This window comes from Salibacter halophilus, assembly GCF_008806325.1.
GTDB lineage: Bacteria > Bacteroidota > Bacteroidia > Flavobacteriales_G > Salibacteraceae > Salibacter > Salibacter halophilus.
Genome location: NZ_WACR01000003.1, coordinates 233,188 through 246,633, shown reverse-complemented (window position 1 = coordinate 246,633; position 13,446 = coordinate 233,188). Strand labels below are relative to the sequence as shown.

The 13,446-nt window shown below is 40.4% G+C and carries 12 protein-coding genes; 5 read left to right on the top strand and 7 right to left on the bottom strand.

Annotation, left to right across the window (positions count from 1 at the left end; genetic code table 11):
• Positions 1-23 precede the first annotated feature (23 nt).
• Both F3059_RS04565 and panB read right to left on the bottom strand, forming a co-directional pair.
• Complete coding sequence (locus tag F3059_RS04565; protein ID WP_151166931.1) at positions 24-719, bottom strand: RluA family pseudouridine synthase; 696 nt, start codon at positions 717-719, stop codon at positions 24-26.
• Positions 719-1,549: a 3-methyl-2-oxobutanoate hydroxymethyltransferase gene (gene panB / locus F3059_RS04560; protein WP_151166930.1), complete on the bottom strand. Its 831-nt coding sequence runs from the start codon at positions 1,547-1,549 to the stop codon at positions 719-721. The genes F3059_RS04565 and panB overlap by 1 nt, the downstream gene beginning before the upstream one ends.
• Positions 1,550-1,707: 158 nt before the next feature.
• Between panB and F3059_RS04555 the strand changes: the two genes are divergently transcribed.
• Positions 1,708-2,835 carry a DUF4249 family protein gene (locus F3059_RS04555; protein WP_170265043.1) on the top strand — a complete coding sequence of 376 codons (1,128 nt, stop codon included), beginning with the start codon at positions 1,708-1,710 and terminating at the stop codon, positions 2,833-2,835.
• Between the two features lie 145 nt (positions 2,836-2,980).
• A complete protein-coding gene (gene dnaK, locus F3059_RS04550; protein ID WP_151166926.1) occupies positions 2,981-4,900 on the top strand; it encodes a molecular chaperone DnaK in 1,920 nt (639 codons plus the stop codon).
• 51 nt (positions 4,901-4,951) lie between these two features.
• Here the strand turns inward: dnaK and F3059_RS04545 are convergent, their stop codons facing one another.
• Positions 4,952-5,632: a hypothetical protein gene (locus F3059_RS04545; protein ID WP_151166924.1), complete on the bottom strand. Its 681-nt coding sequence runs from the start codon at positions 5,630-5,632 to the stop codon at positions 4,952-4,954.
• Positions 5,629-6,204 (bottom strand): T9SS type A sorting domain-containing protein, encoded by a 576-nt coding sequence (locus tag F3059_RS04540; protein WP_170265041.1) that lies wholly within the window; start codon positions 6,202-6,204, stop codon positions 5,629-5,631. The genes F3059_RS04545 and F3059_RS04540 overlap by 4 nt, the downstream gene beginning before the upstream one ends.
• Before the next feature lie 161 nt (positions 6,205-6,365).
• Here F3059_RS04540 and F3059_RS04535 point away from each other — a divergent pair, with 161 nt between their 5' ends.
• The gene (locus F3059_RS04535) at positions 6,366-7,565 is read left to right on the top strand and encodes a kelch repeat-containing protein (protein WP_151166921.1); all 1,200 of its coding nucleotides are present in this window, start codon (positions 6,366-6,368) and stop codon (positions 7,563-7,565) included.
• A gap of 56 nt (positions 7,566-7,621) precedes the next feature.
• On the opposite strand, the gene F3059_RS04530 is transcribed toward F3059_RS04535, so the two are convergent.
• On the bottom strand, positions 7,622-8,269 hold the full coding sequence (locus F3059_RS04530) for an SDR family oxidoreductase (RefSeq protein ID WP_151166919.1): 648 nt from the start codon (positions 8,267-8,269) through the stop codon (positions 7,622-7,624).
• Between the two features lie 54 nt (positions 8,270-8,323).
• Positions 8,324-8,872, bottom strand: a complete 549-nt coding sequence (locus tag F3059_RS04525; RefSeq protein ID WP_151166917.1) for a DNA-3-methyladenine glycosylase I — start codon at positions 8,870-8,872, stop codon at positions 8,324-8,326.
• Between the two features lie 102 nt (positions 8,873-8,974).
• Between F3059_RS04525 and F3059_RS04520 the strand changes: the two genes are divergently transcribed.
• Positions 8,975-9,805, top strand: a complete 831-nt coding sequence (locus F3059_RS04520) for a ZIP family metal transporter (RefSeq protein WP_151166916.1) — start codon at positions 8,975-8,977, stop codon at positions 9,803-9,805.
• Positions 9,806-9,839: 34 nt separating this feature from the next.
• Here the strand turns inward: F3059_RS04520 and corA are convergent, their stop codons facing one another.
• Complete coding sequence (gene corA, locus F3059_RS04515) at positions 9,840-10,790, bottom strand: magnesium/cobalt transporter CorA (RefSeq protein ID WP_151166914.1); 951 nt, start codon at positions 10,788-10,790, stop codon at positions 9,840-9,842.
• 823 nt (positions 10,791-11,613) lie between these two features.
• Between corA and F3059_RS04510 the strand changes: the two genes are divergently transcribed.
• A complete protein-coding gene (locus F3059_RS04510) occupies positions 11,614-12,693 on the top strand; it encodes a Fic family protein (protein ID WP_151166912.1) in 1,080 nt (359 codons plus the stop codon).
• Positions 12,694-13,446 lie beyond the last annotated feature (753 nt).

Sequence of the window (13,446 nt, the reverse complement as noted above, 5' to 3'; positions counted from 1 at the left end):
ATCTTGAATAGCTGTTTTGTAATTTAACCGACATTGCGTTCAAAAAATTCCCAAAGCTTGTCATTAGGAACTGGAGCGGTAACCTTAACAGTTTCTTTTTGCACAGGATGTGTAAACTCAATTGAGCGTGCGTGAAGTGAAATCGATGCGTCTTTATTTGAGCGAGCAAATCCGTATTTGAGGTCGCCTTTAATGGGGCAACCAACTTGCGCCAGTTGTACTCTTATTTGATGGTGACGACCTGTTTCGAGATCTACTTCCCAAAGGTGGTATCGGTCAGAGCCAGCCAAAACCTTGTAGTGAAGAACAGCCTTTTTGTAGCCATCTCGCTCGTTGTCAACCGCAAACGACTTATTCTTTTTGTTGTTCTTTTGAAGATAGTGCGTAAGTGTTCCCTCTTTATTTTTCGGTTTTTCAGCTGTAATGGCCCAATACGTTTTATCGATCTCCTTAGCCTGAAACATTTTGCTCAATCGTGATGCAGCTTTACTCGTTTTGGCAAACATGATTGCACCGGAAGTTGGCCTGTCGATACGGTGCACAATACCTAAATACACATTCCCGGGCTTGTTGAACTTGTATTTCAAGTACTCTTTAACTCTTTCACTAAGCGGTTTATCACCGGTTTTATCACCCTGAATGATTTCACCAGCTCGCTTGTTGATCACGATAATGTGATTATCCTGATAGAGTATGCGATCTTCAAAAGGGTTATTCATCAATACGATTCGTTCTCGTTAGGGAAATCCCTGGTTTTTACATCGTTGATGTACTGCTTTACAGAATCTTCAATCTGTTGAGACAAGTTGTTGTATCTGCGAAGGAAACGAGGGGAGAAGTCGACATTTAATCCCAGCATATCGTGAGCAACTAATACTTGCCCATCAACACCGTTTCCGGCTCCAATACCAATAACCGGGATCTCTACAGATTCTGCTACCTGTTTTGCTAATTTAGCTGGTATTTTCTCCAAAACAATTCCAAAGCAACCAGTTTCTTCGAGCATTTTAGCATCCTCGATCAAGCGGTTTGCCTCTTCATCTTGTTTGGCTCTGACCGTGTACGTTCCAAACTTGTAAATCGACTGTGGAGTGAGTCCGAGGTGACCCATTACCGGAATTCCGGCAGATAAAATTCGATCGATCGATTCCTTGATTTCCTTTCCGCCTTCTAGCTTTACGGCATGAGCACCGCTTTCTTTCATAATGCGAATACTGGAATCCAATGCTGTTTTCGAGTTACCCTGGTATGTTCCAAATGGCAGGTCCACAACAACGAGAGCGTTTTCAACAGCTCTTACGACTGAAGTAGCATGGTAAATCATTTGATCCAGCGTAATGGGAAGCGTGGTTTCGTGTCCGGCCATTACGTTTGAGGCCGAGTCACCAACGAGAATTACATCCATCCCCGTTTTGTCCACAATCTTTGCCATGCTGTAATCATAGGAGGTTAGCATTGATATTTTTTCGCCCTTGCTCTTCATCTCCTGAAGAACGTGCGTAGTAATCTTCTTTTTATTTTTACTGACAGGCTTAAGCGCTTTACTCATACAAAAGGTTCTTTATCAGATGGGTGATCAATCATTGTTTTACTTGACACATAAGCCCACCTGCTATTATATTTGGCAAATTTAAAAGAATAAGTACAATGCAGTTTTGACTTCACATCGAAAACTGTTTTTACCTTCGAGCCTCAATTATGAGAATAATGATGAATTTGAAAAACTTACTCCCGGGACTTTTATTTTTGACATTAGCCTTTACAGGTTGCGATGATGAAATCGATATAACAGCTCCCGAAAAGGAGGTGCCTGTTGTTTATGCGATTTTTAACCAAAATGAGAATACGCATTACGTAAAGGTGAACCGCCTTTTACAGGGCGATCGCTCATTTGATGAACTGGCAAAAGACCGCAGCATTGCCGAATATGATGATATCAAAGTTGAAATTGTTGAAACAACCTACACTTCAGATTTTAATGAAGAAGTGGACATGCAAAATGCCCGCTACATCGAGTGTACACCAGTTGAAGTAAATGATAAAGATTCCGGCACATTTTACTATCCAAACCAAAAAGTATATCAGGCTTCTTTCCAATTGAATGAAGACAATGTTTACGGTGTACGAATCACTCTACCAGATGGGGAAGAGGTAACCGGTTTTTCACCTTTGGTCAGAACCACTTTCAGTACTGTAAAACCGGGAACATGTCGTCCACAAAACTTAACAGGATGTGTCATTGATTTTGGTTCGCGAAGCAGTACTACTCAAAATGAGTTTTCAGCTTACAGCGTTGTCGTTACTCAACCAGGATTTTGTCGTTCATTTGAAACGTCTCTCACTTTCCGATACAGAGAAGTGATTGGTGGTCAACTTTCAGATCCTATTGATATTGTCGTTGATCTGGGAAAGGAAACGTTTGAAAGTACTTATGATCCTCGTGGCGGACAAGCTCCAGCTTCAAGAACTGTTCGCTTTGTGAGTGATCGCTTTTATCAAATCATAGCTGATCGAGTTCCTGACCTGGATGATTCTCCGGGTGTAGAAAGAAGAATTTTAGATTCTGCATTTATCAATGTCGATTTTGCATCTGAAGACCTCGAATTGTACACACAGGTTTCTCAACCTTCAGAAAGTTTATTGGAAGATAAGCCGCCATTCACAAATCTCAAAGGTGGTGGAATTGGAGTTGTGGGTTCCAGAAATGATATTGAAATTAGACTACCGTTGAGTACACGAACACAGGAAGAATTGGTAAATGCTACTGTTCTAGGGTTAACAGCTCAAAAAGGATTTTGCAATACTCAAGAACCCAATAACGATTGCTACCCATAATTTGTCGGGAGTAATCTGTTAATCTGTCATAAAAAATGTCACCCTAAACCGGTGGTATTTTTTTTTTGCTGACATATTTGCCGTTGTTCTGTAGTGGCATAAAGATTGGCATTAGTGTGTGAAAACGTGAAAAAAATTAATCATAATGAGTAAAATAATAGGAATTGACCTGGGTACAACAAACTCTTGCGTTGCCGTGATGGAAGGGAACGAACCAGTTGTTATACCTAACAGTGAAGGAAAAAGAACAACTCCGTCAGTAGTAGGATTTGTAGATGGCGGAGAAAGAAAAGTTGGTGATCCTGCAAAACGTCAGGCAATCACTAACCCACACAAAACTATTTATTCAATCAAGCGCTTTATGGGTGCTACCTGGGACGAGGTGAAAGACGAAGTTTCCAGAGTACCTTACGAAGTGGTAAAAGGTGACGGAAACACACCACGCGTTAAGATTGATGATAAAATGTATACTCCACAGGAAATCTCAGCAATGATTCTTCAAAAGATGAAGAAAACTGCTGAAGATTATACTGGTCAGGATATCAAAGAAGCTGTAATTACGGTACCGGCTTACTTTAACGACAGCCAACGCCAGGCGACTAAAGAAGCTGGTCAAATTGCAGGACTGGAAGTTAAGCGTATTATTAACGAACCAACTGCTGCATCACTCGCTTACGGACTCGATAAAAAGAGTCAGGATGTGAAGGTTGTAGTATTCGACCTCGGTGGTGGTACGCATGACGTTTCTATTCTGGAACTTGGTGACGGTGTATTTGAAGTACTTTCTACTGATGGTGACACTCACCTGGGTGGTGATGACTTTGACCAAAAGATTATCGACTGGTTAGTAGAAGAGTTTAAGAAGGACAATGGCGGAGCAGATCTTTCAAAAGATCCAATGGCGATGCAACGTCTTAAAGAAGCTGCTGAGAAAGCAAAGATTGAACTTTCTTCTTCTTCAAATACTGAAATCAACTTGCCTTACATCATGCCGGTTGATGGTACACCAAAACACCTTGTTGTATCGTTGAGCCGATCTAAATTTGAGCAGTTGGTTGACGACCTCGTGAAGAAAACAATGAAACCTTGTGAATCAGCTCTAAAAGGTGCTGATCTCGATAAATCAGATATTGACGAAGTAATTCTTGTTGGTGGTTCTACTCGTATTCCTGCTGTTCAGGATGCAGTGAAAGGCTTCTTCAACAAAGATGCTTCTAAAGGTGTAAACCCTGATGAGGTTGTGGCAATTGGTGCCGCTATTCAAGGTGGAGTTCTGACCGGTGAAGTAAAAGATGTACTTCTTCTCGATGTAACACCATTGTCGCTCGGTATAGAAACGATGGGCGGTGTATTCACTAAATTGATTGAAGCGAATACGACAATCCCAACGAAGAAAAGTGAGACATTCTCGACTGCTGCTGATAATCAGCCATCTGTTGAGATTCATGTTCTACAGGGTGAACGCTCAATGGCGAAGGACAACCGCTCAATCGGTAAGTTCCACTTAGATGGTATTCCACCGGCTCCACGCGGAACTCCTCAAATTGAGGTGACATTCGATATCGATGCTAATGGTATTTTGAATGTATCAGCAAAAGATAAGGCTACAAACAAAGAGCAATCTATCAGAATTGAGGCTTCTTCAGGATTGAGTGAAGACGAAATCGAAAAAATGAAGAAGGAAGCTGAAGCGAATGCTGATGAAGATCAAAAACGCAAAGAGGAAATCGATAAAATGAACCAGGCTGATACACTGATATTCCAAACTGAAAAGCAGTTGAAAGAATACGGTGACAAACTGCCTGAAGATAAAAAGAAACCTATCGAAGAAGCTCTCGAAGAGTTGAAGAAAGCTCACGAAGCTAAAGATCTCGATGCGGTTGACAGCTCGATGGAAAAGCTCAACAGCGTATTCCAGGAAGCTAGTCAGGAAATGTACAATGCTCAACAACAAGCCGGAGGAGCTGATGCAGGTCAGCAACAAGAAGGTGGTGAGCAAGGATCTGACGATGATGAGGTAACTGATGTTGACTTTGAAGAAGTTGACGAAGACAAGAAAAAGTAATCCTCGGTCAATATAGATTGAAAGCCCGTTCTTACTGAGAGCGGGCTTTTTTTATGGGATGTATATTTTCTTTGATTGTAATTCCTTACCGGGAATATTCATGATGTAGATCCCGCTGTTGAGATCTGGTAATAAGTGAGATGTTGCTGATATGGTATTTCGGTAAACAGTTCTCCCGTTGAGGTCTACTATTCTGTAGTCAGATCCAATTAGCTTTGAGTGAAACCAGAGTGCTTGGTTTTTCAATCCGAATAGTGGTGAAGTTTCGTCAATTCTTGAAACAGAGTTCAATTCACTTTCTCTTATTTTGAACTCGTATTCAATAGTAGTCACTTCAGATGGAACATTTGGGTCGTAAAGATCAAAAAACACTGATGAATTCCCCGTTTTTCCATTCATCGTGTTGCTGATAACGAGCTTTTGAATAACTGGCGGATTAGCCTGTAAAATGAAGTCTGCGCTGTCTCCATCGTTCAAATTACTGTAAGTGTTTGTTTGATCATCAAAACCGATTACCCATTCGTTTGGAATTTTTGAAAAGGATGTTTTCCACCGCAGAGTTGTATCTACGCTTACATTGGATGTAATGTTGATATACCAGTGAGCCGGAGATTGATCTACTGTTTTTTCTAAAACCGTATATGTAGTGTCAACATTGAATAGTTGAGCAAATGAGTTGGTTGAAAAAATAGATAAAACGATGCTTAAGTATAATGTCAATTGTGCCTTCATTTGATAATCAGTTTTTTAGTAACTACTGATTGAACAGTTTTTATTTTTGCTATGTACATGCCATTAGGCAAATTTCGAATATCAATTGAATTATTCTGTTTAGTTGTTTTATCACTTTTGACAAGCGCTCCCTGAGTATTATAAATATTGATGTTTTCAACTTTTTCATTTGATTGAACCTTGACATGATCAGTAGCCGGGTTGGGGTACAGGGTAATCAATCTATTGTTCGATAGCGGAGTTACTGAAGTTGCTGTGGAGTCTTTTACGATTTTTATTATTTCTTCATCGCTATTAATGGATGTTCTAACAATAAATAATCCATCATCAAGTGAGTGAGCATTAAAGGTAATGGTCACTGTTCCGCTCAAAACTATATTATTGAAATACGAATCAACGATCTGACCAAACAAATTGTAGATATCAACATCCACGGTATCATTCTCCAGATCGTGGATTGTGATTTGAGTTGAGTTGATAAATGGGTTGGGAGAAGCAGTGACTTTTTGGTTCTGACCAAAACCAGCAAAACAGCAAATTGTAAGAATGAAAGTGAACAAAAAGTGTCTCATTTGCATTAGGTTTAGTATTAATGGCTGAATCAAATCTACTGATTATTTTATGAATTTTTATTTCTCGGTCGTATAACTATGTTGATAATTGAATCACTAAATTAGGTTAGATGAATAAATTTTATGTAGGTTTGAGTTGATTCACAAATAATTACACTTATATGAAATATTCTTACAGTTTCTTATTGACACTAGCTATTTCGCTGGTAGCGAATTATTCTCATGCTCAAATTGAAGAGTGGACAGAAGTAGCTCCTTTACCAGAGGGGCGTCACCATCCTGTTACCTGGGGTTTTGATGATGAAGGATATGTTATTACAGGAAGTAATACATTTGATAATCCAACGCGTGATTTTTATCGTTATGACCCATCGACTGATACCTGGGAAACACTTGACAATTTTCCCGGTGGACCCAGAAGTTTTTCAATTGGTGTTACTTACAATGGAAAAGGCTATTTAGGATTTGGAGCTTCTTTGACTCAGTATTACGATGATCTTTGGGAATATGATCCTGAAACTGATACCTGGACAGAGTTGCCATCTTGCCCGTGTACTGGCCGCAGGCACCCATCATTCGTTATCAATGACGGTAGGCTGTTTGTTGGACTTGGAGATGGCGCACCCGGAAACCTCAATGACTGGTGGGAATACAACATCGAGACAGAGCAATGGACACAACACGATAATTTACCGGGTCAACCCCGTCACCACCCATTCCAGTTTTCTGCCGGAAGCCATGCTTACGCAGGAATGGGACACGGAGGAAATTTAATTTATGGTGACTGGTACAAGTTCAATATGGAAACCGATTCCTGGGAAACGATGAGTGCATTCCCGGGTGAACCGAGAGTAGCAGGAGCACAGTTTGATTACAGAGGAGATGGATATGTAATTAGCGGTGACGGAAGCGATCATAGCTACATGGAAGAAGGTGAGTTTTGGAAATACGATGATGACAATGATTCGTGGGAGGAACTCACTCCACATCCCGGAATTAGTAAATGGGCTCCGGGAGCTATGGTGATTCATCACAAGCTATACTTTGTTGCTGGTCAGAACCGTCAAACTGGTGTGAATACCGACAATGTTTGGATGTACGACTTTGGTATTCCGGCTGGGCAAAACAAAATTGCGAAAGAGAATATTGAAATTTACCCCAATCCGGTAAAAGATCAGCTGAATGTTAAAGGAGAAAGCCTTGAGCAAATCACAATCATGGATCTGACCGGAAAAGTTGTGATTCAAAAAGACTTGAGAACTCAGTCAATCGATTTATCAAACCTTGATAATGGTTCTTATCTCGTTGAAATTAAAGATGTAGATGGTAAAATCTTCACTGACAAACTGATCAAAATGTAAGAAAATTCAATCAGATAAAAAGAAAGCCGCTTCATCATTGAAGCGGCTTTTTTATTTTATGAAACAACGCGTTCTATTTCAGTATCACCTGTGTTGAACTCGAATATTTTGTTGTTGCTGTTGTCACTTCTCAGCGAAGCCAAAACAGTAGCTGCAACATCTTCTCGCGGAACTCCTTTTTTAGAAGCGGGGTTTTCGATATCGATTTTGCCGGTTCCCTCTTCATCGAGTAATAGACCCGGGCGGAGGATTGTGTAATTGAGTCCGCTAGATTTCAAGAATTGATCAGCATAGTGCTTAGCTACGTAGTACGGCTTCATTCCATCGAGTTTCTCCCATACTTCACGATTGTCAGCCATCATGGCACTTACCATGACGTAGCGATCAACACCTGCGTATTTTGCAGCTTCCATCGTTTTAACGGCCCCATCCAAATCGACAGTTAGTGTTTTGTCAGATCCGGTATTACCGCCAGATCCGGCAGTGAAAACAATCGCGTCATGTCCAGTAATAGCTTCTTTAAGCTTGTCAACGCTGTCTTCCAGGCTCACAACTTTTGAATCGACACCAAGATCATCAAAATGGCTTTTTTGTTCTTCTTTTCTTATTAGAGCAGTGGGAGTGAAGTCATCAGCTTCTTTCATCTTTTTCGTGATGTGTTTTCCAACTTTTCCGTTTGCTCCTATGATTAGTACTTTTTTCATTGTTGTATTGTTTTATCCGTCTTAACGACTGAGCTAAAAGCTTGTTCGCAGAAATTAGTGCTTATTCCACATCGGGTTGTGATTGAGTATTTCAGTATGAACCTCACAATCTTCATCATGAGCTCCCGGTAAAAATCCTATGCTCATCAAAAACTCTCCCACGATTTCACCACCGGTAAATTTGAAATTCTTTTTGAATAGTTTTACCCAATCCTGTTTTGAAAGTGGGTGATGATGCTCCAGCCATTTTTCAAATGAGCCAAATTCTTTTTTCAATTCAAGAATTCTTTGGGCATTGATAATTGCCGCATTGACTTTTAGCTTGTTCCTGATGATTCCGGGATCTGACAGTAACCGCTGTCTGTCCTTTTCCCCGTAATTTGCTACTTTTTCAATATCAAACTCATCGTAAGCCTTCCTGAAATTATCTTCTTTTTTGAGGATTGTTTCCCAGCTCAAACCAGCCTGATTGATCTCCATGATGAGTCTGCCAAATAGTTCATTGTCATCGTGAAGAGGAAAACCGTAATGGTAGTCGTGGTAGTTCTTGTGTAGTGATCTTCTGGGTTCTGGGAGATCGTCAATATGTTGGCAGTAAGACATTTTTCGAATTTTACACGAAATTAAGTTAATTCAATTACAATAATCGGTTATTGTTTACTTCTGTAAAAATTATAATTTTGACTCACCTAAAAATAAAATTAAATGGAAGTAGAAGGTGCAATTGTCGATTGGTTTAAGGGACTTGAGCCCACGACTCAAGCTCTGGTTGGAACGCTCTTTACATGGGGTGTAACAGCACTTGGAGCTGCTTTTGTGTTCTTCTTCAAATCTGTCAACAGAAAAGTGCTTGATGCCATGCTCGGTTTTGCTGCCGGTGTCATGATTGCGGCCAGTTTTTGGTCGTTGCTCAACCCGGCAATTGAAATGGCTGAGGGGATGGGACAAACATCCTGGGTTCCGGCAACGGTTGGCTTTTTAGCAGGTGGCGCTTTTCTTTGGGGAATCGATAAAATTTTACCGCACCTCCATTTAGGTTATCCCCGCAAAGATGCTGAAGGCGTAAAAACGAGTTGGAACAGAAGTGTACTGCTCGTTTTGGCTATCACACTCCACAATATTCCTGAGGGATTAGCTATTGGAGTAGCTTTTGGTGCTTTGGCTTATGATATTCCCGGAGCTAGCTTATCAGGTGCTGTAATCCTGGCGTTGGGTATTGGTATTCAGAATTTCCCCGAAGGTTTGAGCGTATCGGTTCCGTTGCGCAGGGAAGGTTTTTCGCGCAGAAAAAGCTTTTGGTACGGACAACTATCTGGAGTAGTAGAACCTATTGCCGGAGTAATTGGTGCTTTGGCTGTTGTCATGATCAGACCCATACTTCCGTACGCGCTGGCGTTTGCTGCAGGCGCTATGATCTTTGTGGTTGTGGAGGAATTAATTCCGGAGTCGCAATACCACCGAAATGAAGACACGGCCACAGTGGGAGCCATGCTCGGCTTTGCGGTCATGATGACGCTTGATGTGGCACTCGGTTAGCGGTTCGTTCGGATCTGACCGTTATTCAAAAAAACTATAACCAGCCTTTGCGCTTGAAGTAGAAGAGTGTGAGTCCCGATGAGAGAATCATCAGGGCGATGGCAAACGGATATCCCCAAATTTCATCCAGCTCGGGCATGAATTGAAAGTTCATCCCGTACAAACTCGCGATGAGTGTTGGCGGCATGGCGATTACGGTAACAACGGTGAAGATTTTGATGATCTCGTTTTGCTCTAAATCGACCAGACCGAGAAAGGTGTTTTGCAGGTATTCGAGTCGCTCGAAGTTGAATGACGTGTGATCGAGTAGGGAGCCAACGTCTTTGATCATGATGCGGATGCGGTCGTACTCGTTATCAGGGAACATTTGACTTTTGAGTATCGAGCTGATGATGCGCTGCTTGTCCACGATGTTTTCCCTTATGAGCATCGTTGTTTCCTGGAAGTTGCTGATCTTGATGAGCATGTCGTCATCGAGGTTGCGGTTGAGCGCCAAATCCTTCCCAATGTCAGATATTTCGCGGGAAATGTGCTCGAGGAAATCGGCATCGAAATCGATTCGTGTTTCAAATAAAATGAGAAATATCTTGTAGTTTGGGGCGTTCGTCCTGCGGTAGCGTGGCAGCTTTTTGTGAATGTCGTCAAACGTTTTGAGCTCTACCTTACGCTGCGTGATGAGGAAGTGATCCTTGATGATAAACGAAACCGCCTCGTTTTTGTATCCGTCATTCGTTTTGATGATGAAGTTCGAGTTGGCGTTGATCTCGTCTTCTGTTTCAGAAAATTTCGATGAACTCTCGATCTCTTCAGCTTCCTGGGCAGTGAGCAGTTCAATTTCAAACTTTCTCTGCACGTATTCGCGCTCCTCGTAAGTCGGCTTCACCAGATCGACCCATAGAATTTCACCAACCTGAAGCTCTTCCAATTTACTGAAGTCGCGTGTGAGCAACAACTCATTTTCGCTGTAATAATGGCAAACAATCATAGGGCCTGCTTTTTAAAGTGAAACGATCGAGCTTGGCGAATATAAGACTAAATGCTGTTTTGCAAGTAATTTTTGATTTCAGTTTCGGTCAGATCGCGGGTGAGGTGAAGGCTGAGGTCAAGGTTGAGGTCGAGAACGTTTAAATCATGCTTAGGGATTATTGGTTATTTAAGTTGTTATTGGTTTGGTGGTTTGGAAGTTTGTTATTTTAGCTAAATACCCGGCTACTGAGCGTAGTTACTGCGAAGTCGAAGTATAGGGAGTTTGAAGGCCAAGTTGAAAGTACTGGCCGAAAGCGTCAGTAGTCGAGTGTTTTATAATCTTGCTTTTGTGTTAATGGTTTGGTGGTTGGGAGTTTTGTTATTATCCGCTATACCCGCATGCTGAGCGTAGCTTTGGCGGAGTCGAAGTAGAAGGGATTTAGGAGCTTGAGCTGAAAGTGCTGACCGCAGCGTCAGTAGTCAAGGGTGTTCTAATCTAGCTTTTGGTTTATTGGATTCTTAAGTTGTTAATGGTTGAGTAGAAGGAGAAGACGCAGATAATCAGGCGATCCTTAAGTAAACAGTTAACCAAAGATGAGAATGAGAACTTGAGATCCTCAAGTGAAAATCATTAGGAAAGGCACTACATGGCTAATTAATTAACGGAGCAGTGAATAGCACTTTTTGATTATAAACTTTTATTAAACACAAGGAATATCGAACGGTAGAAGGGTATGATTAAGTGAAGAATATAAACTCATTAGCCATTCTATGTAAAGAAAAATCGATTTCCTTTACAAAAAGGAGTACGTTTGTAAACAAACTGTAAAAAGCTTTACATTATGTCTGTGAACAACGATTTTTCTCTAAAAGAACTCCCATTTAACACAGACCTTGAAACTAAAGCAGTACTGAAGAGCTTACCAAAAGCTCACGCTGCATTAGCCGAGCTAAAGGGCATAGCATCAACTATCCCTAATCAGGTAATTTTAATCAATACGTTAGGACTTCAAGAAGCTAAAGACAGTTCTGCAATAGAGAATATTATTACTACACATGACGATTTATACAAGTCAGAATTAAATGTAGATGCTTTTCATTCATTGCAGGCAAAAGAAGTTCAGAACTATATTGCAGCACTTAAAAAAGGATTCGAGTTGGTAAAAACCAAAGGGGCAATAACGAACTCTATCATTATTGATATTCAAAGTGAGTTAGAGAAAAATGATGCTGGATTCAGAAAACTCCCGGGTACAGCTTTAAAAAATGCAGCCACAGGAGAAACAATTTATACTCCACCTCAAGACATAAACGAAATTAATCGCTTAATGTCAAACCTCGAGAGTTTTATTAACAACCCGGCAGTATCAGATTATGATCCCTTAATTAAACTGGCAATAATCCATTATCAATTTGAAAGCATACACCCTTTTTATGATGGAAATGGAAGAACGGGTAGAATTATAAATATCCTTTATTTAATTCTGGAAGAACTCCAGACATTACCTATTCTATATTTGAGTAATTATATTATCAAACATAAAGCAGACTATTACAGGCTTTTACAACAAATAAGAGACGATGATAATTGGGAGGAATGGTTGCTTTTTATGATTTTAGGGATTGAAAAAACCTCGAGAGAAACTATCGACTTAATTAATGAGATTAAAAAGTTAATGCAGGAGTTTAAGCACAGACTAAGGGATAATTATAAATTTTACAGTCAGGATTTATTAAATAACCTGTTCAAACACCCTTACACAAAAATTGAGTTTGTAGTCAATGACTTGAATGTTTCAAGGATTACAGCAGCAAACTATTTAAATAAATTAGCTGATGATGGACTTTTAAAAAAGAGTAAAATTGGTACGGGAAATTATTACATAAACGAGCCCTTATTTAAATTACTGACGAGTAGATGATTACCGATGTGTCTTATTAATCATGTAATTTTCTGGTTTTAGGTTTTCCGGTCAGATCACGGATGAGTCCCGACCCTTGCGGGCCGAGCTTTTAGTGCTGACCGATAGCGTCAGTAGATCTAAGTTCATCTAAGTCTTGTTTTGCGTCAAGGACTAAGATTTGCTAAGAGTCAAGGTTGAGTAGAAGGAGGAGGGGAGGCGTAGAAAAAATCAAGCGATCCTTAACTGAACAATAAATCTAAATCTAAATTCGTAGTTCACGTCTCATCAGTTAGCGATATGCAGCGGATGTGCGAAGTATTAGAGGTTCTTAATCTGATTCATTTGTCAGATTTTAGAAACTCTTATATCCTCGTGACGAAAGGAACGGGATCGTGCACTATTTTTATTCACTTGCTGCGGGGTTTCTAACTACGAAAGAAACAAAGCGCGGAGCACACAATCCGACTGTGGTTTTCGGAACTTGAGTGGAGAAAAATCGCCTCTGATGAGACTTGACTTTTTTATCTTTTTTATCAAGAAAAAAGATTATCAATTACAATCAATGAAAAGGATTGTCTTTTTGTGTCAAGTTGAGAGTTTACTCGAAATCCCACTTAAAACAGCGTGAACAAAGGGCTATAAAGTAACATAATATCCCTCTACTACCACACGAACCGAGCTTTCGAGTTCAGTGAATTTAATCCTTTATAGTTTGACTGTTGAATATTAGAATAGCCAAAAATGCTTAAAAGGCATGGAAGTCATTCGTAG